Annotated in this window: 21 protein-coding genes; 12 read left to right on the plus strand and 9 right to left on the minus strand. The window is 75.2% G+C overall.

What is annotated here, in order from left to right; genetic code table 11:
* Nucleotides 1-145 precede the first annotated feature (145 nt).
* The 5 genes from ACZ58X_RS02325 to ACZ58X_RS02345 all read left to right on the plus strand — a co-directional run bounded on the left by ACZ58X_RS02325 (nucleotide 146) and on the right by ACZ58X_RS02345 (nucleotide 5,785).
* The gene (locus ACZ58X_RS02325) at nucleotides 146-2,215 is read left to right on the plus strand and encodes an MDR family MFS transporter (protein WP_470331774.1); all 2,070 of its coding nucleotides are present in this window, start codon (nucleotides 146-148) and stop codon (nucleotides 2,213-2,215) included.
* A gap of 33 nt (nucleotides 2,216-2,248) precedes the next feature.
* Entirely contained in the window at nucleotides 2,249-3,073 is an 825-nt protein-coding gene (locus ACZ58X_RS02330; RefSeq protein ID WP_470331775.1) for a hypothetical protein, read from the plus strand.
* A gap of 130 nt (nucleotides 3,074-3,203) precedes the next feature.
* Nucleotides 3,204-4,568, plus strand: a complete 1,365-nt coding sequence (gene lysA / locus ACZ58X_RS02335) for a diaminopimelate decarboxylase (RefSeq protein ID WP_470331776.1) — start codon at nucleotides 3,204-3,206, stop codon at nucleotides 4,566-4,568.
* A 50-nt stretch (nucleotides 4,569-4,618) separates the two neighbouring features.
* Entirely contained in the window at nucleotides 4,619-5,545 is a 927-nt protein-coding gene (locus tag ACZ58X_RS02340) for a LysR family transcriptional regulator (RefSeq protein WP_470331777.1), read from the plus strand.
* Nucleotides 5,546-5,626: 81 nt separating this feature from the next.
* A complete protein-coding gene (locus ACZ58X_RS02345; protein ID WP_470331778.1) occupies nucleotides 5,627-5,785 on the plus strand; it encodes a hypothetical protein in 159 nt (52 codons plus the stop codon).
* 139 nt (nucleotides 5,786-5,924) lie between these two features.
* On the opposite strand, the gene ACZ58X_RS02350 is transcribed toward ACZ58X_RS02345, so the two are convergent.
* From ACZ58X_RS02350 to ACZ58X_RS02365, 4 genes are all read right to left on the minus strand, one after another.
* Nucleotides 5,925-7,556, minus strand: a complete 1,632-nt coding sequence (locus tag ACZ58X_RS02350) for an N-acyl-D-amino-acid deacylase family protein (protein WP_470331779.1) — start codon at nucleotides 7,554-7,556, stop codon at nucleotides 5,925-5,927.
* A 310-nt stretch (nucleotides 7,557-7,866) separates the two neighbouring features.
* Nucleotides 7,867-8,838, minus strand: coding sequence for a 1-phosphofructokinase family hexose kinase (locus ACZ58X_RS02355; protein ID WP_470331780.1), 972 nt, complete (start codon nucleotides 8,836-8,838; stop codon nucleotides 7,867-7,869).
* Complete coding sequence (locus ACZ58X_RS02360; RefSeq protein WP_470331781.1) at nucleotides 8,835-9,848, minus strand: ROK family protein; 1,014 nt, start codon at nucleotides 9,846-9,848, stop codon at nucleotides 8,835-8,837. The genes ACZ58X_RS02355 and ACZ58X_RS02360 overlap by 4 nt, the downstream gene beginning before the upstream one ends.
* A gap of 134 nt (nucleotides 9,849-9,982) precedes the next feature.
* On the minus strand, nucleotides 9,983-11,026 hold the full coding sequence (locus ACZ58X_RS02365; protein ID WP_470331782.1) for a zinc-dependent alcohol dehydrogenase family protein: 1,044 nt from the start codon (nucleotides 11,024-11,026) through the stop codon (nucleotides 9,983-9,985).
* A gap of 109 nt (nucleotides 11,027-11,135) precedes the next feature.
* Here ACZ58X_RS02365 and ACZ58X_RS02370 point away from each other — a divergent pair, with 109 nt between their 5' ends.
* Nucleotides 11,136-12,053 (plus strand): LysR family transcriptional regulator, encoded by a 918-nt coding sequence (locus ACZ58X_RS02370; RefSeq protein WP_470331783.1) that lies wholly within the window; start codon nucleotides 11,136-11,138, stop codon nucleotides 12,051-12,053.
* Nucleotides 12,054-12,113: 60 nt separating this feature from the next.
* On the opposite strand, the gene ACZ58X_RS02375 is transcribed toward ACZ58X_RS02370, so the two are convergent.
* A complete protein-coding gene (locus tag ACZ58X_RS02375) occupies nucleotides 12,114-13,151 on the minus strand; it encodes an aldo/keto reductase (protein ID WP_470331881.1) in 1,038 nt (345 codons plus the stop codon).
* Between the two features lie 126 nt (nucleotides 13,152-13,277).
* Here ACZ58X_RS02375 and ACZ58X_RS02380 point away from each other — a divergent pair, with 126 nt between their 5' ends.
* The 4 genes from ACZ58X_RS02380 (at nucleotide 13,278) to ACZ58X_RS02395 (ending at nucleotide 16,901) form a co-directional block, all read left to right on the plus strand.
* Nucleotides 13,278-13,907 (plus strand): TetR/AcrR family transcriptional regulator, encoded by a 630-nt coding sequence (locus ACZ58X_RS02380; protein WP_470331784.1) that lies wholly within the window; start codon nucleotides 13,278-13,280, stop codon nucleotides 13,905-13,907.
* 93 nt (nucleotides 13,908-14,000) lie between these two features.
* A complete protein-coding gene (locus ACZ58X_RS02385; protein ID WP_470331785.1) occupies nucleotides 14,001-14,678 on the plus strand; it encodes a C39 family peptidase in 678 nt (225 codons plus the stop codon).
* Nucleotides 14,679-14,898: 220 nt separating this feature from the next.
* Nucleotides 14,899-16,428 carry an ATP-binding protein gene (locus tag ACZ58X_RS02390; RefSeq protein WP_470331786.1) on the plus strand — a complete coding sequence of 510 codons (1,530 nt, stop codon included), beginning with the start codon at nucleotides 14,899-14,901 and terminating at the stop codon, nucleotides 16,426-16,428.
* Nucleotides 16,425-16,901, plus strand: a complete 477-nt coding sequence (locus ACZ58X_RS02395) for a GerMN domain-containing protein (protein WP_470331787.1) — start codon at nucleotides 16,425-16,427, stop codon at nucleotides 16,899-16,901. Before ACZ58X_RS02390 ends, ACZ58X_RS02395 begins: the two co-directional genes overlap by 4 nt.
* Before the next feature lie 70 nt (nucleotides 16,902-16,971).
* On the opposite strand, the gene ACZ58X_RS02400 is transcribed toward ACZ58X_RS02395, so the two are convergent.
* Both ACZ58X_RS02400 and ACZ58X_RS02405 read right to left on the minus strand, forming a co-directional pair.
* The gene (locus ACZ58X_RS02400; RefSeq protein WP_470331788.1) at nucleotides 16,972-18,024 is read right to left on the minus strand and encodes a TerD family protein; all 1,053 of its coding nucleotides are present in this window, start codon (nucleotides 18,022-18,024) and stop codon (nucleotides 16,972-16,974) included.
* 58 nt (nucleotides 18,025-18,082) lie between these two features.
* A complete protein-coding gene (locus ACZ58X_RS02405; protein ID WP_470331789.1) occupies nucleotides 18,083-19,378 on the minus strand; it encodes a cytochrome P450 family protein in 1,296 nt (431 codons plus the stop codon).
* A 69-nt stretch (nucleotides 19,379-19,447) separates the two neighbouring features.
* Between ACZ58X_RS02405 and ACZ58X_RS02410 the strand changes: the two genes are divergently transcribed.
* Complete coding sequence (locus ACZ58X_RS02410) at nucleotides 19,448-20,767, plus strand: pyroglutamyl-peptidase I (RefSeq protein ID WP_470331790.1); 1,320 nt, start codon at nucleotides 19,448-19,450, stop codon at nucleotides 20,765-20,767.
* Nucleotides 20,768-20,843: 76 nt separating this feature from the next.
* On the opposite strand, the gene ACZ58X_RS02415 is transcribed toward ACZ58X_RS02410, so the two are convergent.
* Nucleotides 20,844-21,329 (minus strand): inorganic diphosphatase, encoded by a 486-nt coding sequence (locus tag ACZ58X_RS02415; RefSeq protein ID WP_470331882.1) that lies wholly within the window; start codon nucleotides 21,327-21,329, stop codon nucleotides 20,844-20,846.
* A gap of 139 nt (nucleotides 21,330-21,468) precedes the next feature.
* On the opposite strand from ACZ58X_RS02415, the gene ACZ58X_RS02420 reads away from it, so the two are divergent.
* Entirely contained in the window at nucleotides 21,469-22,293 is an 825-nt protein-coding gene (locus tag ACZ58X_RS02420; protein ID WP_470331791.1) for a hypothetical protein, read from the plus strand.
* A gap of 116 nt (nucleotides 22,294-22,409) precedes the next feature.
* Here ACZ58X_RS02420 and ACZ58X_RS02425 read toward each other — a convergent pair whose 3' ends face one another.
* On the minus strand, nucleotides 22,410-22,871 hold the full coding sequence (locus tag ACZ58X_RS02425) for a cupin domain-containing protein (protein ID WP_470331792.1): 462 nt from the start codon (nucleotides 22,869-22,871) through the stop codon (nucleotides 22,410-22,412).
* Between the last annotated feature and the right edge of the window lie 31 nt (nucleotides 22,872-22,902).

Genomic DNA, 22,902 nt, shown 5'->3' on the forward strand with positions numbered 1-22,902 from the left:
GCTGGTCCCGGCCCTGCTCCGGCCCATCCTCACCTGCGCCGAACCCCGCCGCCACCCGAGCCCCGTCCGGCCCCGGCACGAGGGGTGCTCACCCGAACGGACGAACCGGATCGCGACCGGCCACGACCCGCCCGAGGCTGGCGGCATGACTGTCGCCACCGAGACCCAGCCCTCCGCCCCGCCGGTGCTCGACGTACGGCAGCGGAACGTCGTCTTCGCCACCATCGTGCTCGGCATGCTGCTGGCCGCCCTCGACCAGACCATCGTCGGCACCGCGCTGCCCACCATCGTCTCCGACCTCGGCGGCGCCGCCCACATGTCCTGGGTGGTGACCTCCTACCTGCTGGCCGAGACGGTGGCCACCGTACTGGCGGGCAAGTTCGGCGACCTGTACGGGCGCAAGCTGATCTTCCAGGTCTCGGCGATCGTCTTCGTCGGCGGCTCGTTCCTGTGCGGCCTGTCCACCAACATGACCCTGCTGATCGCCTGGCGGGCCGTGCAGGGCATCGGCGCGGGCGGGCTGATGGTCACCGCCATGGCGCTGATCGCGGACGTCATCCCGCTGCGCGAACGCGGCAAGTACCAGGGCGCGATCGGCGCGGTGTTCGGCCTGGCCACCGTCATCGGGCCGCTGCTGGGCGGGCTGTTCACCGACCACCTGTCCTGGCGCTGGGCGTTCTACGTGAACGTGCCGATCGCCGTCGTCGTGGTGATCGCGGCCGCCCGGACCATCCCCTCGGTGCGCTCGGCGGTGCGGCCGGTGATCGACTACCTGGGCATCGCCCTGGTCTCGGTCGGCGCCAGCGCCCTGATCCTGGCGACCAGTTGGGGCGGCAACCAGTACGCCTGGGGCTCCGGGGTGATCATCGCCCTGTTCGTCGGCGGCGCGGTCGCGCTCGGGCTGTTCTGCTGGGCGGAGACCCGGGCCGCCGAACCGATGCTGCCGATGCGGCTGTTCCGCAACCCGGTGTTCGCGGTCTGCTCGGTGCTCAGCTTCATCGTCGGCTTCGCGATGCTCGGCGCGCTGACCTTCCTGCCGACCTTCCTCCAGTACGTGGACGGCGACTCGGCGACCGTCTCCGGCGTGCGGATGCTGCCGATGGTGATCGGCCTGCTGATCGCCTCGATCGCCAGCGGCAACGTGGTCAGCAAGACCGGCCAGTACCGCCTGTTCCCGATCGCCGGCACCCTGGTGATGGCCGTCGGCCTCTACCTGCTGTCCCGGCTCGAACCCGGCACCGGCACCGCCCTCGCCTCGCTCTACATGTTCGTGCTCGGCGTCGGCATCGGGCTGAGCATGCAGGTACTGACCATCGCCGTGCAGAACACCGTCGACTACGCCGACCTCGGCACCGCCACCTCCGGGGTGACCTTCTTCCGCACCATCGGCAGCTCCTTCGGCACCGCCGTGTTCGGCACCATCTACGCCAACGGCCTCAAGACCGAACTGGCCAAGGGCGTCGCCGCCTCCGCCCGGCTCACCGGCGCCGACCCGGCCGTCCTGGTGCACGCGGCGGAGAGCCCGCAGGGCCTGCACAAGCTGCCCGCCGAACAGGCCGCGCCGATCATCCAGTCGTACTCGGACGCCCTGCACACCGTGTACCTGTGGACCATCCCGGTGGCCGTGGTCGGCTTCGTGGTCGCGCTGTTCCTCAAGCAGGTACAGCTGCGCGACACCACCCGGGCCGGCTCCACCGACATGGGCGAGGGCTTCGCCCAACCCACCACCAGCGACTCGGACCCGCACCTGGAGTACTCCGTCTGCAAGATCGTGCGCGACATCGACCTGGACACCGTACGGACCATCGTCGGCGACGCCGACACCCGCGTCGACCTCGCCGGCGCCTGGGCCCTGATGGAGGTGGCCGGCCACACCAAGGCCCTCGGCCACGCCTCCCTCGACCTCATCGCCACCCGCAAGAAGCTGCCGCCCGAGGTCCTCGAACCGGTCTTCGACCGGATGGCCACCGAGGGCTACCTCACCCGCGACGGCGACCGGCTCACCCACACCGAGGCCGGCACCCAGGAGGTCCGCGCCCTCGCCCGCGCCTGGTCCGGCTGGCTCAACGCCCGCCTCGACGCCGACGCCGGCCGCCCCCGCAGCCCCCAACTCCGCACCGCCGCCGACGCCATCGCCTGGCGCCTCCTCACCGAGGACCTCGCCAACGGCCTCCCGGCCACCGCCCGCCCCAAGCACAACGCCAAGGTCGGATGAGGGCCGCCCGCCCCCGGACGCTATCGTGCCGCCATGTGCATCTCGACGAGTGAGGCCGCCTTCTCCGGCACGACCGTGTACTGCGGTCGGCAGCACCACCCCGAGCACGGCCTCATCCACGTCCTGGGCTACCAGAACACCGTCGTCAACCTCGCGAGCGGTCCGAACGCGCTGCTGCTGCACCTGCCCACCGAGCAGCTCACCCGGGGGCAGTTCCTCTCCGTCGGACGCGGCACCGACGTCCTGGAGCGCATGGTCGACGCCGTTCGCCCCGTCTCCGTCGGCATCGACGGGATCGACTGGATGGGCGCGGAGCCGGCCGCCGTCCAGGTCTTCGAGCACGACGTCTACACGGTGCTCCTGGCCGACGACCCCACCGCCGTCCCGGCCGCCCTCCAGCGGGTGCCGTCGCACCGGCGCCCGTCCCTCGACCCGGACCTCCTCCGCTTCTACGCCGACCACTTCCCCGACCACACCGTCGCCGTCTGCTGCTTCGACAACGCGGACGCCCAGCGGGCCAAGCCCCTCCTGCTCTGGTACCCGCCCCTCGACCCCGACCGGTTGACCGTGCCGGCGCTGGACAGCCACACCGGAGCGGCGCCGGATCTCGACGCCCTCGTGCCGGTGGACCACTGGGTCCTCTTCTCCACCGACGAGGCCCCCTCCGACTGGGGAGCGGCCGTCGACCACCCCGAGGGCATCCGCCACGGCCTGCGCTCCTTCCTCCCCACCACCGTCGTGGGCCAGTACTACGGCGACGGGGACACCCTGCCCAACGGGGACTTCACGATCAGCCACCGGGACCTGCTCACGGGCGACCTCGACCTCGTCGAGCGCCGCCGACCGGCCCTCGCCTGACCGGCCCGCCCCGACGGGGCGCTCGGGAGCATCGAGGAAGGTACGGCTCAGGGTGCGAAGAATGCGCTTTCTCGGGGCCTCCCCCAGGGCCGAGGATGAGCAGCGAATCAGCCTGCCGGGAGGAAGAACCGTGTCCGCTGCGTCGCCCACCCCGCCGTCCGCCGACTCCCCCGTCGAGCCGGGCCTGCTGCCGCTCACCGCCGAGGTCCGGCCCGAGGGCCTGGCCGTCGGGGGCGTCCTGCTGGAGCAGATCGCCCGCCAGCACGGCACCCCGCTCTTCGTCTACGACGAGGAGCACCTGCGCAGCCGCTGCCGGGAGGCGGTGGCCGCCTTCGGCCCGGGCAACGTGGCCTACGCCTCCAAGGCCTTCCTCTGCACGGCCATGGCCCGACTGGTCGCCGACGAGGGCCTGCTGCTGGACGTCGCCTCCGGCGGCGAACTGCGCACCGCCCTGTACGCCGGGGTGGAGCCGGACCGCATCGTGCTGCACGGCAACAACAAGGACGACGGCGAACTGCGCACCGCGATGACCGCCGGACTGCACCACATCGTGGTGGACAGCTTCGACGAGCTGGAGCGGATCGAGCGGCTGCACCACGTGGAGGGCCTGCCGCCGGCCCGGATCCGGCTGCGGGTGGCGCCCGGCGTCGCGGCCGGCGCCCACGAGGCGATCCGCACCGGCGGCCACGACTCCAAGTTCGGCTTCGGCCTGGCCGACGGCGCCGCCGCGGCCGCCGTGCGCCGGGCCGCGGCCTCCTCGGCCGTCCGGCTGGAGGGCGTGCACGCCCACGTCGGCTCCCAGGTCCTCGACCCGGCCGAACTGGCCGACGGGGCCGCCGCGGTGGCCCGGTTCGCGGTGGACAGCGCGGTCGCCGGACTGACCGTGGGCGGCGGACTGGGCGTGGCCTACGTGGGCGGGCAGAGCGCCCCGTCCTTCGCCGTCTGGGCGGAGCGGGTGCGCGCGGCGGTGCGCGGCGCGGGCTGGACGGGCGAGGTCGGCGTGGAGCCGGGCCGCTCGATAGCCGCCCGGGCCGGACTGACCCTGTACCGGGTCGGCACCGTCAAGCGGATCCCGGACGTGCGGACGTACGTCAGCGTGGACGGCGGCATGAGCGACAACCTGCGCCCCGCACTGTACGGCGCCCGCTACGAGGCCTTCCTGCCGCGCTGCCCCGAGGCGCACCGCCCGTACCGGGCCCGGCTGGTCGGCAAGCACTGCGAGAGCGGCGACGTGATCATCGACGACGCGGCCCTCCCGGCCGACCTGCGGGTCGGCGACCTGCTCGCCACCCCGGTCACCGGCGCCTACGGCTACGCGATGGCCTCCAACTACAACAAGCTGCCCCGGCCCGCCGTGGTCTTCGTCCGCGACGGCCGGGCCCGGCTGGTGGTGCGCCGGGAGACCGAGTACGACCTGCTGCGACTCGACGTCGCGGGCGACGGCGGCACGGCGCGACCGGCCCCGGAGCTGGCGAACGCCCAGCGGGGCGCCTGAGTCCCCGGGGCTCCGAGGAGGGCCCCGAGGAGGGGCCCTAGTCTGGGCTGGTGCTGAACAGCGCCCGCCTGCTCGTCCTGCTGGAGATCGCCCGCCGCGGCACCATCGTGGCCGCGGCGCAGGCGCTGCACCTCAGCCCGTCCGCCGTCTCGCACCAACTCGCGCGCCTGGAAAAGGAGCTGGGGGTCGCGCTGGTGGAGCGGGCACCGCAGTCGCTGCGCCTGACGGCGGCGGGGGCACGGCTGGCCGAGCACGCCCAAGCGATCGCCGACCTGATGGCCGTCGCCCGGGACGACCTGCGGGCGCACGCGGAGGCGGCGGCCGGGGTGCTGCGGATCGGCTTCTTCGTCTCGGCCGGGCTGGACCTACTGCCCAGGGCCCTGGCCGGCTTCGCGGCCCGGCACCCGCGGGTGGAGCTGGAGTTGGTGACGGGCCAGCCGCACGAGCTGGTGCCCGATCTGGAGGCGGGCCGGCTGGACGCGGCCATGGTCTTCGAGCACCCGCTGGACCCGTGGTGCCGGGAGGCGACGGTACAGGTGCACATGTACTTCACCGAGCCGCAGCTGGTCGTGCTGCCGCCCCGGCACCGGCTGGGGCGGCGCCCGGTGGTGCGGCTGGCGGAGCTGGCGGACGAGAGCTGGATCGGCACCCACGGCGGTGGCACGGGTGAGCCGGTGCTCGAACGCGCCTGCGCGGCCGAGGGGTTCCGCCCCCGGGTGCGCTGCCGCAGCGACCACTACCAGGTCACCGTCAACCTCGCCCGGGCCGGGATGGGTGTGGCGCTGATCCCCGCGCTCGGCCTGGCCGACGACGCCGGGGTGCACGTCTGCCGGCTGGACCACCCCCGGTTGCACCGCCGGATCGGGGTGGCCACCCGGGCCACCGACCGCAATCCGGCGCTGCATGCCTTCCTCGCCGAACTCGGCACCGCCGCAACGGAGATCGGCTCGCTGCTGGAGCGGCGCTGGGCAGGCTGAGCGCCTCCCGTTCCCTGTGCCGTGGGCTGCCGGTGTGTCATGCTTCTGCCGCCAGCATCCATATCAGCTGATTGGACTCCGATGACCCGCCGGATATCCGCCCTCCTGATCGCCGCCGCCGCCCTGCTGTCCCTCGGGGCCGCCTACGGCCGGCCCGCCGCGCCGCGCACCGCCACCGTCGCCGAGGCCCCCGCCAGCACCGCCGGCGGCCACACCGCCGAGCGCTCCGAGCACCACTGACCGACGGCAGGGCCCCGGGGCGGGGCTCACCGGGCCCCACCACCCCACCTCACCGTGCCACCCCACCTCACCGAGCCGCCGCGCCTCACCGTGCCGCCGCGCCTCACCGTGCCGCCGCGCCTCGTCGGACCACTACGGCTCACCGGACCCGGAGCACCTCCCCCGCCCGGGCCCCGGTCGGCCGGCCCCCGCGCACCGCCACCCGTCCGGCCACCACCACCGTCTCCACGCCCTCCGGCGGCAGCAGCGGCCGTTCGAAGGTCGCCCGGTCCAGTACGGCCGCCGGGTCCAGCACCACCAGGTCCGCCACCGCGCCGTCCCGCAGCACCCCGCGCCCGTCCAGCCGGAAGCGCGCGGCGGGCAGTCCGGTCATCTTGTGCACCGCGAGCTCCAGCGGCAGCAGCCCCTGGCCCCGCCCGTAGTGGCCGAGCACCCGGGCGAAGCTGCCCGCCCAACGCGGGTGCGGGCGACCGGGTTTGGGCACCCCGTCCGAGCCGATCATCGACAGCGGGCTGGCCAGCACCCGGCGGACGTCGTCCTCGCGCATCGAGTGGCTGATGATGGTCACCTCGCCCCGCCCCTCCAGCAGCAGCTCGCAGACGTAGTCCACCGGGTCCGCGCCGCACTCGGCCGCCAGTTCGGCGATCCGCCGGCCCTCGACGGCGCGACGGGCCGGGGCGGCGGCGACCGAGATCAGGTCCCAGCCGCCGTTGCCGACGGTGTTCTCCCAGCCGTCCACCCCGTGCGCGAGGTCCACCCGGATCCGCTCCCGCACCTCGGGGCTGCCCAGCCGGGCCAGCAGGGCGGCGGGCCCGCCCTCACTCGCCCACGGTGGCAGCATCGCGTGCAGCACGGTGCTGCCCGCGGTGTACGGGTAGACGTCGCAGTACACGTCCACGCCCTCGGCGCGGGCCTGGGCCAGCCGGGCCAGGGTGCGGGCGGTGGCGCCCCAGGCGTGCCGGCCGGCGGTCTTGTGGTGGGAGACCTGCAGCGCGGCGCCGGAGCGCACGGCGATCTCCAGGGCCTCCTCCAGTGCCTTCTCGACCTGGGACATCTCGTCCCGCAGGTGGGTCACGTACGGCTTGCCGTGGCGCGCGGCGACCGACGCCAGGGCGACGATCTCCTCGGTGCCGGCGTAGCCGCCGGGCGGGTAGATCAGGCCGGTGGAGAACCCGGCGGCGCCCTGGCCGAGCGAGCGGTCGAGCAGTTCGCACATCGCGGCCAGTTCCCCGGGGGTCGGCGGGCGGTCCGCGAAGCCCATCACCCCGGCCCGCAGGGTGCCGTGGCCGACCAGCGAGGCCAGGTGGTTGCGCCGCAGGGCGGGCCGCTGCCCGGCGGCGAAGCCGGCGAAGTCCCGGGCCGGGCGCACCGGCCCGAGGCCGAAGGTGACCCGCAGGTGCTCGGCGAGGGCGGGCAGCCGCCCCGGCAGCGCGGGGAACAGGCTGCTGCCGCAGTTCCCGGCGATCTCGGTGGTGACGCCCTGGACCAGCGGGGCCAGCCGTAGCTCCTCGGTGCCGTGGTCCGCGCCGTCGAAGGTGGCGGTGAGGGCGTCGGAGTGGGTGTGGACGTCGATGAAGCCGGGGGTGACCACCCGCCCGGTGACGTCCACCACCTCGGCCGCGTCCGTCACTCCGGCCCCCGGCGCCAGGACCGCGACCCGGTCGCCGACGACCGCCACGTCCGCCGGCCGGGCGGCGGCCCCGGTGCCGTCCACCAGGGTGCCGCCGTGCAGCAGCAGGTCGATCCGGCCGAACGGGGCACGGCGGTGCATCGGCGACTCCCTCGGGTCTCGCGGGCGGTGGCGGTGGCGGTGGCGGTGCGCCGATGCTGGCAGCCGGGCCGGGTGAACGGAAGATGCTGCAGTCATTCACGCCTCAGCCACCACTTTGGTACCGCTGGCACGAGACCCCGGCGGAACGTCAGGCGGTGCCCTCGACGGTGAACGGCTGCGAGTCGTTGACACTCGGGTCGTCGGGCTGCCGACCGACACTCGTCTGCGATTGCGGTGGCCCGGCGTGGTCCGGCTGGAGGGCACGGACAGCACCGGTGCCGGACGGCAGGCCCGGCGGGCGGGACGGTGGCTACGAGGGGTGCGGTCCTCCGTGCGAACCGGGGGACGGGGGTCGGGCGGAGGTGGACCCGATGGGTTCGACCCGGACGAGCGGCAGCAGCCGCCTCCGGTCGGCCGGGTCGAAGCTCCCGGCGAGTGGCGCGAGCACGGTGGCGGCGGACAGGGCGACGGCCTCGGCCAGCCGCTCCGGCCACGGGGTGCCGGCGACCAGGCCCGCGGTGAGCGCGGCCACCGCCGAGTCGCCGGCGCCGGTCGGGTTGCCGCGCGCCTCCTCGGGCGGGCGGGCGCGCCAGTCGCCCTCCGGTGTGCCGGCGAGCAGCCCGTCGGGGCCGAGGGACACCACCACGGCGCGGGCACCGGCGGCGCGCAGCAGCCGGGCTCCGGTGAGCGGGTCCACCGGGCCCGCCGTCGCGGCGAGTTCGGCCGCGTTGGGCTTGACCAGGGCGGGGCCGGCGGCCAGTCCGGCGAGCAGGGCGGGCCCCTCGGCGTCGAGGACGGCGGGCACCCGCGCCTCGGCGGCGAGGGCGACCAGCTGCCCGTAGGCGTCCGGCGGCACGCCGACGGGCAGCGAGCCGGACAGCACGACGGCCCGGGCGGTGCGCAGCAGCCGGCGGTAGCGGACGGTGAAGTCGGACCACTCCTCGGCGGTGACGGCGGGTCCGGGTTCCAGGTAGACGGTCGCGTCGCCGGTGGCGTCCTCGACCACGGCGACGGTGCGCCGGGTGGCGCCAGCGATCGGGAGGAGTTCGTCGCGCAGCGCGGCGGCCGCGAGGTCGGCCCGCAGGGCCTGCCCGGTGGCGCCGCCGACCAGGCCGGTGACCACGGTGTCGTGACCGAGCGCGGCGAGCACCCGGGCGACGTTGACGCCCTTGCCGCCGGCCCGTTCGGTGACGGTCCCGACCCGGTTGCTGCCGTGCCGGGCCACCCGGTCGAGACGGTAGGTGACGTCCACGGCGGTGTTGAGGGTGACGGTGAGGATCACGACGCGCCTCCCGGCGACGGGGCTCGGTGGGATGAGTCCCGGCCCGACAGGTCCCCGACCGGCAGGTCCCCGACCGGCAGGTCCCCGACCAGCAGGTCCCGGGCCAGCAGCGCCGCACCGAGACACCCCGCGCCGCGACCGTGTTCGGCGGCGACCAGCCGGGGCGGGGGGCGGAAGGCCAACCGCTCGGCGAGTGCCACGCGCAGCGGGGCGAGGAGGTCCGCCCCGGCCCGGGCGAGGCCGCCGCCGATCACGATCCGCTCCGGGTCGAGCAGGGCGACGGTGGCGGCCAGGCCGTCGGCGAGGGCCGCCACCGCCTCGGCCCAGACCTGGGCGGCGACGGGCTCGCCGGCGGTCGCCCGCCGGTGCACGTCCTCGGCGCCGAGGTCCGGGGTGCCGGTGAGCCGGGCGTGGCGGCGGGCGATCGCGGAGGCGGAGGCGATCGTCTCCAGGCAGCCCCGGCCGCCGCAGGCACAGCGCTCGCCGCCGGGCCGTACCAGCAGATGGCCGAGTTCGCCGGCGATCCCGCGCGCGCCGCTCTGCGTCCGGCCGCCGGTCACCACGGCGGCGGCGATGCCCGTGCCGACGGGGACGAAGACGAAGGACTCGCTGCCGCGCCCGGCCCCGAGGCGCGCCTCGGCGAGGCCGCCGGCCCGGACGTCGTGGCCGAACGCGACCGGGAGGCCGAGGTGTTCGGCCAGCCGGTGGCGGATCGGGATGTCGTGCCAGTCGAGGTTGACGGCCTTGACCACGGTGCCCGCGGTCTCGTCGACCAGGCCGGGCGCGACGACGCCGGCGGCCCTGGCCGGGGCTCCGGCCCGCCGGGCGAGCTCGGCGAGTTCGGCGGCGCAGCCGAGCACGGTGTCGACGACGGCGCCGCCGCCACGGGCGGGCCGGGTGGGCCAGCGTTCCCTGCGCAGGACCGTTCCGTCCTCCGCCACCACGGCGCCCTTGATCTCGGTGCCGCCGATGTCCAGGGCGACGACGTTCTCGGCGGCGACGTGGGCCATCGATCCCCCTGCTCGAATCTGCAATGAGTTGATTGAAGCTGAGCAAAAGATAGGACAGTCAATCAACTTTGAACAAGAGGGGCGGCGGCCACACCCCCGGTGACAGCCGACCGCGCCGTCCGGGACGACCACAGTCAGAAGGCGATGCGGACCTTGAGCGCCGTACGGTCGTCCATCGCGCGGTAGCCGTCGGGGACGCCGTCGAGGTCCACGGTGCGGTCGAAGACCGCGCCGGGGTCGATGGCGCCGGAGAGCACGTCGGGCAGCAGTTCGGGGATGTAGGCGCGGGCCGGGGCGACGCCGCCGGCCAGCGCGACGTTCCGGTCGAACATCTGCGAGATGTCCACACCGGCGGAGCCGCCGTGCGGCACGCCGACGTAGCCGACCGTGCCGCCGTCGCGGGTGATGGAGAGGGCGGTCCGCATCGATTCCTCGGTGCCGACGGCCTCCAGCACGGCGTGCGCACCGAGGCCACTCGTCAGTTCCCGGACCGCCTCGACCGCGGCCTCCCCGCGCTCGGCGACGACGTCGGTGGCGCCGAAGTCGCGGGCGATCGCGGTGCGCCGCTCGTGCCGGCCGAGCGCGATGATCCGCCCGGCGCCCAGCCGGTGGGCGGCGAGCACGCCGCACAGTCCGACCGCGCCGTCGCCGACCACGGCCACGGTGGCGCCGGGGCGGACCCGGGCGGAGACCGCGGCGTGGTGGCCGGTGCTCATCACGTCGGAGAGGGCGAGCAGGCCCGGCAGCAGCTTCTCCTCACCGGCGGCCTCCCGGGGCAGCCGGACCAGGGTGCCGTCGGCGAACGGCACCCGGACGGCCTCGCCCTGGCCGCCGTCGGAGCCGACCTGGCCCCAGAAGCCGCCCTCGGGGCAGGAGGTGTGCAGGCCCTCGCGGCAGAACTCGCAGGTGCCGTCCGACCAGACGAACGGGGCGAGCACGAAGTCGCCCGGCGTGAAGCCGGTCACCTCGGCGCCGACCGCCTCGACGACGCCGAGGAACTCGTGGCCGATCCGCTGCCCGGGGACCCGGGCGGCGACGCCCCGGTACGCCCACAGGTCGCTGCCGCAGATGCAGGCGTTGACCACCCGCACCACCGCGTCGGTGGGCCGCCTGACCACCGGGTCGGGCACCTCCTCGATCCGGATGTCGTTGGGGCCGTGGATCACGGTGGCACGCACGAAGACACTCCCGTACTGCTCGGGGACTGGGGTCGGGGCAGTCAGGTTCGCCGTCCGCACGCCCCCGCGTCCAGCTACATCTCCTACAGCAGGCCTTTAAGCTGGACTGATGCTCGATGTCCGACGGCTCGTCCTCCTGCGCGACCTGGAGGTGCACGGCACGGTGACCGCCGTGGCCGAACTCCACCGCGTCACGCCCTCCGCCGTCTCCCAGCAGCTGCGGCTGCTGGAGGAGGAGGCCGGCACCGCGCTGCTGGAGCGCACCGGACGCTCCGTCCGCCTCACCGCGGCCGGGCACCGGCTGGCCTCGGACACCGGGGCGGTGCTCGCGGCGCTCGAGGAGGCCCGGGAGCGGCTGCGCACCGGCGCCGGGGAGCCGACCGGTCCGCTGCGGCTCGCCTGCTTCCCGAGCGCCCTCGTCCCGGTCGCGGCGCCGCTCGGCGAGGCCCTGGAGCGCACCCACCGCGGCCTGGAGGTGCACATCACCGAGGCCGAACCCGAGGCCGCCGTACGGCTGTTGCTCCAGCGCCGGGCCGACGTCGCGCTCGTCTACCGCTACACCAACCTCGCCATGCCGCCGCTGCCCGGCATCGAGACCCGCACCCTGCGGACCGATCCGCTGGTCGCGGTGCTGCGGGCCGACCACCCGGCCGCCGCCCCGGCGACGACCACGGGCGGCGCGGGGGCACCGGTCGACCTGCGGGAGCTCGCGGACACCTCGTGGATCACCGCCCCGCCGCAGACCCCCTGCGGGGACGCCGTCCTCCAGGCCTGCCGCTCGGCCGGCTTCACCCCGCGGGTGCGGCACACCTGCACCGACTTCGCCGCCATGACCGCCCTCGCCGCCGGCGGCGGCCACACCGTGCTCATCCCCCGGCTCGCCACCGACCGCCTGCCGCCGACCCTGACCGTACGGCCGGTGTCGGACGCCACGCTCGCCCGCACGATCGAGACCGCGGTCCGCCAGGGCACGGCCCACCAGCCGACGATCGCGGCCTGCCTCGAAGCCGCCGACCGGCTGGGCTGACCGCCGCGCCGCGCCGCGGGGCCGAACGCGGCGCGGCGCCGACGGACGCCCCCACCGGGGTCAGCCCGCGAGCGGCGGGTTGAGGCGGGCGAAGGCCTCCTGCCGGCGGTACGGGAAGTACGGGTAGGGCGCGGTGCGGGCGCTGGCGGCGTCCAGGCGGGCGACCTGCTCCGGGGTCAGCGACCAGCCCACGGCGCCGAGGTTCTGCCGCAGCTGCTCCTCGTTGCGGGCGCCGATGATGACGGAGGAGACGGTCGGGCGGCGCAGCAGCCAGTTGATCGCCACCTGGGGGACGCTGCGACCGGTCTCGGCGGCGACCTCGTCCAGGGCGTCGACCACCCGGAACAGCAGCTCCTCCTCGACCGGCGGGCCGTAGTCGGCGGTGTCGTGCAGCCGGCTCCCGGCCGGGAGCGGCTCGCCGCGGCGGATCCGGCCGGTGAGGCGGCCCCAGCCGAGCGGGCTCCAGACCAGGGCGCCGACGCCCTCCTGTTCGGCGAGCGGCATCAGCTCCCACTCGTAGTCGCGGCCGACCAGGGAGTAGTAGACCTGGTGGGCGGCGTAGCGGGGGCGGCCGTGGCGCTCGGCCAGGTCGAGGGACTTCATCAGCTGCCAGCCGGAGAAGTTGGAGACGCCGGTGTAGCGGATCTTGCCCGCGCGGACCAGGTCCTCCAGGGTGGCCAGCACCTCCTCGATCGGGGTGGCGGCGTCGTAGGCGTGCAGGTGGAAGAGGTCGAGGTGGTCGGTGTCGAGGCGGCGCAGCGCGGCCTCGACGGAGCGGACCAGCCGGGCCCGGGAGGTGCCGGCGTCCTGGGGGCCGTCGCCGAGCGGCAGCCCGGCCTTGGTGGAGATCAGCACCCGGTCGCGGCGGCCGCGCAGGGCCTGGCCGAGCACCTCCTCGGCGGCGCCGTCGGAGTAGACGTCGGCGGTGTCGAAGAGGGTGACCCCGGCGTCGACGGCGATGTCGAGCAGGCGGCGGGCCTGCTGGACGTCGGTGCTGCCCCAGGCGCCGAACAGCGGGCCGCGGCCGCCGAAGGTGCCGGTGCCGAGGCTGAGGGCGGGGACCTTGAGGCCGGAGGCGCCGAGACGGCGGTACTCCATGCCGGTGGGGGTCGTGGTGGTTGTCATGACGGTTCTCCCCTCGGAGCCACTAATGGGACTCCCGTTCCGTTAGGATGTCTCGAAGCTAGCAGACTCCACCCAGCTAATGGAACAGGAATCCCGTTAATGGTCGACGAGCCCGCCGATCCCGCCACCCCCGGCACCGTCCGCCCCGGCGGCCGCACCGCCCGGGTCCGCACCGCCGTCCTGCGGGCCGCCAAGGACGCCCTGGTCGAGCACGGCTTCGCCGGCCTCGACCTCGGCGACCTCGCCCAGCGCGCCGAGGTCGGCCGCACCACCGTCTACCGGCGCTGGGGCAGCACCACCGCCCTGGTCGCCGACCTGCTCGCCGACATGGCCGAGCAGTCCCTGCCGCGCACCCGCAGCGGCTCGCTCACCGAGGACCTGCGGGCCAACGCCCGGCTGGTCCGGCGCACCCTGGCCGACCCCCGACAGGGCGCGCTGTTCCGCGCCGTCCTGGTCGCCGCCAACGGCGACCCGGGCACGGCGGAGGCACTGCGGCACTTCTACCGGCGCCGGGTCGAGGAGTGGGCGCCGTGCGTCACCGAGGCCGTCGAGCGCGGCGAACTCCCGCCCGACACCGACCCGTTCGAGGTGATCCGGGCCGTCTCGGCGCCGCTCTACTACCGGATGCTCACCACCGCCGAGCCGCTGGACGAGGCCGCCGCCGACCGCGCCGCGGCAGCCGCCGAGGCCGCCGCCCGGGCGGGGGCGTACCGGCGGGCCGCCGACTGAGGCGCGCCGCCGGGAGCCCCGACGCCTACGGTCCGTCACCTGATCGCCGCCCACCGGCTGCGGAGCGCGACCACCCTTCGTAGCGTCATGGCCATGACGATCACCTCACGCGCACGGGCCGCCTGCCTCGCCGTCCTGACCACCGCAACCCTGGCGGCGGGCGCCGGCCCCGCGTCGGCCGCCCCCGTGGGGGTGTCCGTCCCCTACTACGACCAGCAGCTCGGCAACGACTGCGAGGCGGCCGCACTGCGCATGGTCCTGGCCGCGCGGGGCGTGCGGTCCGACGACCAGCAGATCCTCGACAGGGTCGGCGTCGACCGGGACCACCCCGAGTTCGGCCACTCCGGCCCGCTGTCCGGCGACCCCTACGTGGCCTTCGTCGGCGACCCGGACGGCTCCGAGACGGGCGGCACCGGCTTCGGCGTCTACTCCCCGCCCGTCGCCGAGGCCGCCCGCTCGTACGGGCTCACCGTGCGCCAGGACGGCTCGGGCGTCTCCGTTCAGCAGCTCAAGGACCAGCTGGCCGCCGGCCACCCGGCGATCGTCTGGGTGGACTACCTCTGGCGGCACCTCCGGAGCACCACCTACACGGCCTACGACGGACGGAACGTCCTGTACGCGGGGCCCGCCGAACACACCGTCGTGGTCACCGGGTTCAGCGGCGGCACGGTGTCGCTCAACGACCCCGCCCGGGGCCGGACGACCGTCTCCGAGGACGACTTCGCCAACGGCTACGCCACCTACGGGCAGATGGCGGTGGTCATCGACTGACCGGCGCCCGCGCAGCCTGTGAGCGATGTATGAGTTTTTGGCAAGAACCCGCCCCCGAACCACCCCGGTGGCGCATTCCCCCAGGTCAACCCCCGATACTGACTCCCATGGCACGGCTACCCCTGATCGAGCACGACGACTCCGCACCCGAGGCCCCGGCGCTCGGCCCGCGCCCCGGCCCGCGCCGCGGCCTCGGCGGCGGCCACCGCTCCGGGCCGCAGTGACCGCCGCCGCCACCCCGGACCCCGCACCGGCCCCCGCTCCCCGACCGTCCGACGACCCGCCCCCGCGCCCGGGCCCGCACCCGCCGCGGCTGGTCCGGCTGCGCCGCGCCGTCGCCGGGCTGCGGCCGCGCCTGCTGGTCGCCTTCGTCGCCGTCGCCGCCCTGAGCGCGCTGGCCACCGCCACCCTCACCTACCGGGCCGCCACCACCTCCACCCTCGACCTGACCAAGGACACCGCCCTGGACGAGCTGCGCCGCCGCGTCGACGTGCTCGCCCCGGCCCTGCCCTTCCCGCCCACCCAGGGCGAACTCGACCGCCTGGCCGTCCAGTTGTCGGGCACCGGCGGCTTCCGCGACTGGCGGGTGCTGGCCTCCTACGGCACCGAGCACTCGGAGTGGACCCAGCCCGTGGCCGTCCCGTCGGCCCTCCAGCACACCGTCGACACCGGCCACGCCGCGTTCCAGCGCTTCGCCGCCGACGGCCACCCCTGGCTCGCCGTCGGCGTCCCCGTCAGCTACGCGAAGGGCGGGCCCGCCGGGGCGTCCGGGCTCACCGTCTACGCCCTGCTCCCCCTCGACCGCGAGCAGAGCGCCGCCTCCGCTCTGCTCGCCGGCGCCGCCGGGGCCGGGGCGTTCGCCGCCGTGCTGGCCGCCGGACTCGCCCTGCTGGCCGCCCGCCAGGTGCTGCGGCCGGTCCGGGCGCTCGGCGACGCCGCCCGGGCCCTCGCCCAGGGCAGGCTGGACACCCGGCTGACCGTCACCGGGCACGACGAACTCGCCCAGCTCTCGAAGACCTTCAACCACACCGCCCGCACCCTCCAGGGCACCATCGAGGAACTGCGCGCCGTCGAGTCCCAGGGCCGACGCTTCGCCGCCGACGTCTCGCACGAACTGCGCACCCCGCTGGCCGCGATGCTCGCCGTCACCGACATCCTCGACGAGGACGCCGAACAGCTCCCCGCCGACACCGCCACCGCGCTGCGCATGATCAGCAACGAGACCGTACGGCTGACCAGACTGGTCAACGACCTGATCGAGATCTCCCGGCTGGACGCCGGGGCCGCCCCGCTGCGCACCGAGACCGTCGACGCCGCCGTCGCCGTGCGCGAGACCCTCGACCTGCGCGGCTGGGGCGAACTGGTCGACCTCGACCTGCCCGCCGCCCTGCCCGTCCGACTCGACCCGCGCCGCTTCGACGTCGTCGTCGCCAACCTGGTCGGCAACGCCCTGCGACACGGCCGCCCGCCGGTGCGGCTCGCCCTGCGGGGCAACGAGGAGGAACTGGTGCTCACCGTCACCGACCACGGTCCGGGCATCCCGCCCGCCGAACTCCCGCACCTGTTCGACCGGTTCTACAAGGCCGACAAGTCCCGGGCCCGGTCCGAGGGCAGCGGCCTGGGCCTGGCCATCGCCCAGGAGAACGCCCGGCTGCACGGCGGCCTGATCGAGGCCGCCAACGTGCCGGACGGCGGAGCGGTGTTCACCCTCGTCCTGCCCCGCGGGCTGGACGGGGAGGAGCAGTGGTGACCGTCCGCCGACTCGTCCCGCTGGCCGCCGTCCTGCTGCTGACCGGCGGCTGCTCGATCTCCACCACCGGCTCGGTCCGCAGCGGCCAGCCGGCCACCGGCATCCAGCCCGGCACCCGGCTGTACTTCCTCGACCAGCACGGCATCCGGCCCGCCATCCGCCCGGCCACCCAGCGCGAGGACCTCCAGCAGACCCTGGACACCCTGCTGGCCGGTCCGGACCGGACGGAACAGCGCACCGGGCTGTACAGCGGTCTCCCCAAGGACGGCCGGGTCCAGGCCACCGCCACCCCGGGCGTGGTCACCCTGCGGCTCTCCTGGCCCGCCGCCTCGCTGTCCGCCCCCGCCATCCAGCAGCTCGTCTGCACCACCGAGGACGCCCCCACCACCGGACCGGTGCCGAAGGTCGCCATCGTCAGCAGCGACGCCCCCTCGGCCATCCAGCAGCAGTGCGACCTGCACCGCACCGGCTGAGCGAGGGGGCGTCGCCGCTGACGGTCGAGCGGGAGACGGCTCGGAGGGAAACGGCTCGGAGGGAAACGGCTTAGAAGAAGGAGTCGTCGTCCTCGTAGTAGTTGTTGACGACCACCTGCGGCTCGTCGTCGCTCAGTGCCTCGTTCAGCAGCATGCCGCCGACCAGGCCGGCCGCACCCGCGCCGATCATCGCGCCGGTGCCGAAGCGGCGGCCGCCCTGCTCCTGCTGCTGGGCGGGCACCTGCGGCTGCGCCTGCTGCGGGTACCCGGCCTGCGGGTAGCCGGCCAGCGGCGGGGTGTAGAACGGCGGGACGGTGGTCTGCACCCGCTGGGCGCAGGCCGCGCAGGTCTCGACCTGGCGCGGCACACCCCACTGCGGCTGCCACAGCACCACGGCCGAACCGGCGCCGTGGGTGGGGTCGAAGAAACACGTCACGGGTGAACTCCCTGTAGCTGGCTGGGTCTTCGGAACGGCGGGGACGACCGGCGGTGCCACGGGCGCGGCCGGCACGGGCGCGGGAACGGGGGCCGGGGCCGGGGCCGGGGCCGGGGCCGCCGGCGCGGGCTGGAGGACGTCCACCCCGAAGTCGGTCGCGATGCCCGCGAGCCCCGAGGCGTAGCCCTGCCCGACCGCGCGGAACTTCCAGTCCGCGCCGTTGCGGTAGAGCTCGCCGAACACCATGGCCGTCTCGCTGCCCGTCTCGGGCGTCACGTCGTACCGGGCCACCTCGGTGCCGCCGTCCGCGTCGACCACCCGCACGTACGCACGACGGACCTGACCGAAGCTCTGCCGCCGCTGCGCCGCGTCGTAGATCGCCACCGCGAAGACGACCTTCTCGACCTCCGCCGAGACGTCCCCGAGCCGGACCTCGATCCGCTCCGCGTCCTCGCCGCCCCCGCCCGGGCCCAGGTGGCGAACGGCGCCGTCCGGGCTCTGCAGGTTGTTGAAGAAGACGAAGTGCTGGTCCGTGAGGACCTTCCCGGACGGGCCGCACAGCAGCGCGCTGGCGTCCAGGTCGTACCCGGCTCCAACCGTCCACCCGAGGCACACCCGGACGGACCGCACGCCGGGCGCCTGCCGGTTCAGGGAGACGTTGCCACCCTTCGTCAGGGCCACACTCATGGGGTTTCCTCCACCACCGTCCGAATCACGCTGTTCGACCACGACAACGCTGTAGAGCTCACGCCGGTTCCCGCCCCTCCGGCCGGATGCGGACGGGGAGTTCCAGCAGGCCGCGGGCCCGCAGCGCGGGACGGTGGCGCAGCTCCTCGGCCGGGGCGTCCAGGGCGAGATCGGGGAAGCGGCGCAGCAGGGCGGTGATCGCGAGCGCCGTCTCCAGCCGGGCCAGCGGGGCGCCCAGGCAGTAGTGGATGCCGTGGCCGAGCGCGAGGTGGCCGTTCTCGCGGCGGCGCAGGTCGAGCCGGTCGGGGTCGGCGAACTGCTCGGGATCGCGGTTGGCGGAGGCCAGCGCGAGCAGCACCGTCTCCCCGGCGGGGATCGTGACCCCGCCGATGGTGACGTCCTCGCGCGGGAAGCGGCGGATGGCCAGCGGGGTCGGGCCGTCGAAGCGGGCGAACTCCTCGACGGCGCCCGCGATCAGCTCCGGCTCGGCGCGCAGGGCGGCGAACTGCTCGGGGTGGGTGAGCAGGGCGAGGACGGCGTTGGCGATCAGGTGGACGGTGTTCTCGTAGCCGGCGAAGAGGATCAGGAAGGCCAGCGAGGTCAGTTCGTCCTCGCTCAGGCGGTCCTGACCGTCCGCGCCCTGACCGTCCGCGCCATGGGCGTCCGCACCCGGGGCGTCCGCACCCGGTCCACCCTGCGCGTCCTCGTCGCGGACGGCGATCAGGTCGGAGAGCAGGTCGTCGGCCGGGGCGGTGCGCTTGCGCTCGATCAGGCCGGTGAAGAAGCCGAGCATCGCCTTGACGGCGGCGCGGGCCTGCTCGGGGTGGTCCGGGTCCGGGGTGATCAGGGTGTCGGTCCAGGCGCGGAAGTCCTGCCGGTCGTCCTCGGGGACACCGAGCAGGTCGCAGATGACGGTGATCGGCAGCGGGGCGGCGTAGGCCGCGAGCAGGTCGAACCGGCCGGACGGCCCAGCGGCCGCCTCGACGGCGTCGAGGAGCTGCTCGGCGACGCGCTCGACCGGGGCGTGCAGGGCGGCGATCCGGCGCGGGGTGAAGGCCTGCCCGACCAGGCGGCGGATCCGGGTGTGGTCCGGCGGGTCCATGTTGAGCAGGTTCGCGTCCAGCGCGGGCGGCAGCGCGAAGCCCCGGTAGTTGCCGGGGGCGGCGTGCGACCGGTCGAGGGCCAGGCGCGGGTCGGCCAGCGCCCGGCGGACGTCCGGGTAGCGGGTGACCAGCCAGACGGGCAGCCCGTCCGGGCCGGTGACCCGGTGCACGGGCGCCTCGCCGCGCAGCGCGGCGTAGGCGCCGTAGGGGTCGCTGATCAGGGACTTCACGGTCGGATCGAGGGGTGTCACCCGCTCAGCCTACGGGTACGGCGCAGGCACCCTGGCGGGGTGTCAGCCCGCCACCTAGTGTCAGTGGCCATGACAAGTATCCGCCGCGCCGCCGGCTCCGCCACCCGCGCCACCACCGGCCGCGCCGCCCGCCGCACCGCCGCCGTGATGGCCGCGCTCGCCGGCACCCTCGCCGCGCTGCTCGCCCCCGCCGCCGGGGCCCAGGCCGCACCGGCCGGCTGCCGGACCGTCACCACCGCCCCGCCGGACGCCGAACAGGCCCGACTGCAGGACGCCCGGACCACCGCCTTCACCGAACGCTCCGGCCTCGCCGACCTGCTCCACGACTTCCCCGCCGCCCTCTGCTCCGCCCGCACCGCCCACCACGCCCAGCGGGTCGTGGACACCTGGGGCCGCAAGCTCTGGCAGGCCGGCCTCGACCGCGCCCAGGGCCGCCGCCCCGGCGGCGAACTGCCCGCCCTCGACGACCGCCCGCTGTACTGGGCGCGACTCGCCATGACCGTCCAACTCGCTCAGTGGCGGCCCCGGTTCGAGGTCGACCAGGCCGAGCTGCGGGCCCGCTTCGAGGACGCCTCGCGCGGCCTCGACGACGGGTTCGCCGACGAACCCGACCCCGGCCTCCGACGGATCTTCCTCAGCGGCTTCGACCCGTACGGCCTGGACACCGAAACACGCCGCGCCAACCCCTCCGGCGCGGCCGTCCTGCAACTGGACGGGCAGCGGATCACCCTCGCCGACGGCAGCACCGCCGAGGTGCGGGCCGTCGTCCTGCCGGTGCGCTACCGCGACTTCGACCAGGGCATCGTGGAACGCGCCTTCGGCCCCCACCTGGAGCCCGGCGGCCCGCAGTCCGCCGACCTGATCACCAGCATCAGCCAGGGCTACCCGGGCACGTTCACCCTGGAGGCCTGGGCCGGCCGCGCCCGCTCCGCCGACCCGGCCACCGACAACGTCGCCGCACTCTCCGGCGGCACCCGCCGGCGCCCGGTGGACGCCCCGGGCCTCGGCGACGGCCCGCAGTTCATCCGCGCCACCCTGCCCACCGACGCCATGACGGCCGTCCAGCAGCCCTACCCCGTGCTGCTCAACACCCCCGTCACCGAGATCCCCGCGGGCGCCACCGACCCGGTCGACCGCCCCGACGGCCCGACCCCGGGCTCCCGCGCCGTCGCCGGGGGCGGCGGGGGCTACCTCTCCAACGAGGTCGCCTACCGCTCCAACCGCCTGCGCCTCGACCTCGACCCCGGGCTGCCCGGCGGCCACCTCCACACCCCGGTCCTCACCGGCCTGCCGGACCGGCAGGACCGCGTCACCTCACCGGAGTTCGAACGGAACGAGGCCGCCATCGCCGCCCAGGTGCGCGCGATCCTGAGCAGCGCGCGGCTCTGAGTCGATGCACCGCTGGGCCCGGGCCCGCTGCGCCCGCCCGGGCCGGTACGCCCGGGCCCGCTTCGTTCGCCCGGGCTCAGGCCGGGCGGGCGAAGCGGGTGCCGGCCGCCCGGGCGCGCGAGTCGGCGATCTCGGCGTAGGCGGCGTCCCGGCCCGCCCAGTGCGAGCCCTCGACCGACTTGCCGCGCTCCAGGTCCTTGTAGACCTGGAAGAAGTGGGTGATCTCCAGCAGGTCGAACTCGCGCAGGTCGCCGATGTCCCGCAGGTCGGCGTACCGGGGGTCGCGGGCCGGGACGCAGAGGACCTTCTGGTCGGGGCCGCGCTCGTCGCGCATCACCCACATCCCGACCGCCCGGCAGGTGAGCACACAGCCGGGGACGAGGGGTTCGCCGCCGAGGACGAGCGCGTCCAGCGGTTCCCCGTCGCCGCCGAGGGTGCGTTCGACGTATCCGTAGTCGGCGGGGTAGCGGGTGGCGGTGAAGAGGGTGCGGTCCAGCCGGATCCGGCCCGCGTCGAAGTCCATCACGTACTTGTTGCGCGACCCCTGCGGGATCTCGACCATCACCTCGAACTCCGCCTGCTCCACGGGTTCCACTCTCGCCTCCTCCACTGGTCCTGGGGAGATTGTCCGCTGTCAGGACGCCGTGAGCAGCTACCGAAACGACACCCGTCGTTCGGGCCCAGCCGATAGCATCCGCACCATGGGGAGCTGGCAGGTCACGGTCATGAACCACCGTCGCGAGCCCGGCGGTCGTCCGCAGGGGCGCCCGGCGGGGCCGCTGGCGCGGCGCGACGGCTGGGCGGTGCACGGCGGGGACGGCGAGCTCAGCTGGGTCGACCCCACCGGCGAGGTCCGCTGGCGCCGCCCCTGCCCGGGCCGGCCGAACGCGGCGCACCTCTCCGCCGACCGGGTGCTGGTCACCACCGACTCCTTCGACTACACCGCCTGGGGCCACCTCGGCCCGGCCCTGCTGCTGGACCTCGCCGACGGCACGCTGGTCGCCGAGCTGCGCGGGGAGCGCGGTGCGGCGCTCGGCGACGGGCGCTTCGTCCTGGGCCTGGAGGGCTACGGCACCTTCGACACCAGGGCCCACGACCGGGACGGCGCCGTGGTCGACTCCTGGCGCAGCTACGGCCACTACGTGGTCGGCACAGCCGGCACCGGCCTGCGGGTGGTGGAGACCGACCGCCGCCACCCCACCGGCAGCCGGGTGGTGCGACTGCTGCCCGGCGGGGTGGTCGAGCCCGGCCCCCTGCTGGGCGACGCACTGGCCCCCGAGCCGCTGGTGCTGCCCGACGGCACCCTGCTGGTGCTGGACGCGGGAGTGCTGCGCGCCGTCGGGCGGGAGCTGGACGACGCGGTGCTGGCCGAACTGCTCCCGCTCGACCCCGTCGACCGGCACCGCTTCACCGGTTCGCTGAACCGCAGCCCCGAGGGCCTGACCGCGACCCTGGTCGAGCGCCACCCGACCCGGATGGGCAGCTACAGCTCGCACATCTGGACCCTCGGCCTGCGGACCGGCTGATCCCTGCGAACCGGCCGACCCCTGCGGACTGGCTGATCAGAGCAACTTCCTTCGCACGAAAGGGAGTTGAGAAGTCGGGGCCGGCGGCAGCCACGGTGCGGCCGTCCTCCCCCGGCTCATCGGGCGGTCGCCTTCCAGGGGCCTTCCTCGGGGCGCGCCTCGGTGTCCGTGTCCGGCCAGGGCGGCATGGTGACGGCGGTGATGCGCAGCGGCCCGTCGGCGTCCTGATCGGCCCGGAACTGGAAGGCGGTGCCCAGCGGGATCGAGACGGCCTTCCCCGGGGCGAGCCGGTGGACCTCCTCCCGGCCGTCCTGGCGCCGCCACAGCTCGCCGCGGCCGGCGGTGACCTGCCACAGCTCCTGCACGGTGGCGTGCGAGACGGCGTGGGTAACCTGCCCCGGGGCGAGTTCGAAGACCGCGAGGCTGCCGAGCCCGTCCAGGACCAGCAGCGGGCGGACCACGGCGCCGTCGGGCGCGATCACCACCGGGGCGGTGCCGGGGTCGGCGCTCTCGAAGGGGTGGTGCTCAGGTGAGGAGCAGTGGTGCGGTGCGGGGTGGTGCACTGGCTGATCGGTCATCCGACGACCCGGCCTCTCGCGTGAGAAGGAG

The sequence above is a fragment of the Kitasatospora sp. NPDC040550 genome (assembly GCF_055594965.1).

Excerpts from the sequence above, each read along its gene's own strand:
- ACZ58X_RS02375 (WP_470331881.1), bottom strand. The coding sequence starts at position 13,151 with ATGGAGTACCGCCGTCTCGGCGCCTCCGGCCTCAAGGTCCCCGCCCTC.
- ACZ58X_RS02400 (WP_470331788.1), bottom strand. The coding sequence starts at position 18,024 with ATGAGTGTGGCCCTGACGAAGGGTGGCAACGTCTCCCTGAACCGGCAG.
- ACZ58X_RS02425 (WP_470331792.1), bottom strand. The coding sequence starts at position 22,871 with ATGACCGATCAGCCAGTGCACCACCCCGCACCGCACCACTGCTCCTCA.
- ACZ58X_RS02420 (WP_470331791.1), top strand. The coding sequence starts at position 21,469 with ATGGGGAGCTGGCAGGTCACGGTCATGAACCACCGTCGCGAGCCCGGC.
- ACZ58X_RS02415 (WP_470331882.1), bottom strand. The coding sequence starts at position 21,329 with ATGGTCGAGATCCCGCAGGGGTCGCGCAACAAGTACGTGATGGACTTC.
- ACZ58X_RS02330 (WP_470331775.1), top strand. The coding sequence starts at position 2,249 with ATGTGCATCTCGACGAGTGAGGCCGCCTTCTCCGGCACGACCGTGTAC.
- ACZ58X_RS02410 (WP_470331790.1), top strand. The coding sequence starts at position 19,448 with ATGACAAGTATCCGCCGCGCCGCCGGCTCCGCCACCCGCGCCACCACC.
- ACZ58X_RS02385 (WP_470331785.1), top strand. The coding sequence starts at position 14,001 with ATGACGATCACCTCACGCGCACGGGCCGCCTGCCTCGCCGTCCTGACC.
- ACZ58X_RS02380 (WP_470331784.1), top strand. The coding sequence starts at position 13,278 with ATGGTCGACGAGCCCGCCGATCCCGCCACCCCCGGCACCGTCCGCCCC.
- ACZ58X_RS02350 (WP_470331779.1), bottom strand. The coding sequence starts at position 7,556 with ATGCACCGCCGTGCCCCGTTCGGCCGGATCGACCTGCTGCTGCACGGC.
- ACZ58X_RS02325 (WP_470331774.1), top strand. The coding sequence starts at position 146 with ATGACTGTCGCCACCGAGACCCAGCCCTCCGCCCCGCCGGTGCTCGAC.
- ACZ58X_RS02345 (WP_470331778.1), top strand. The coding sequence starts at position 5,627 with ATGACCCGCCGGATATCCGCCCTCCTGATCGCCGCCGCCGCCCTGCTG.
- ACZ58X_RS02370 (WP_470331783.1), top strand. The coding sequence starts at position 11,136 with ATGCTCGATGTCCGACGGCTCGTCCTCCTGCGCGACCTGGAGGTGCAC.
- ACZ58X_RS02360 (WP_470331781.1), bottom strand. The coding sequence starts at position 9,848 with ATGGCCCACGTCGCCGCCGAGAACGTCGTCGCCCTGGACATCGGCGGC.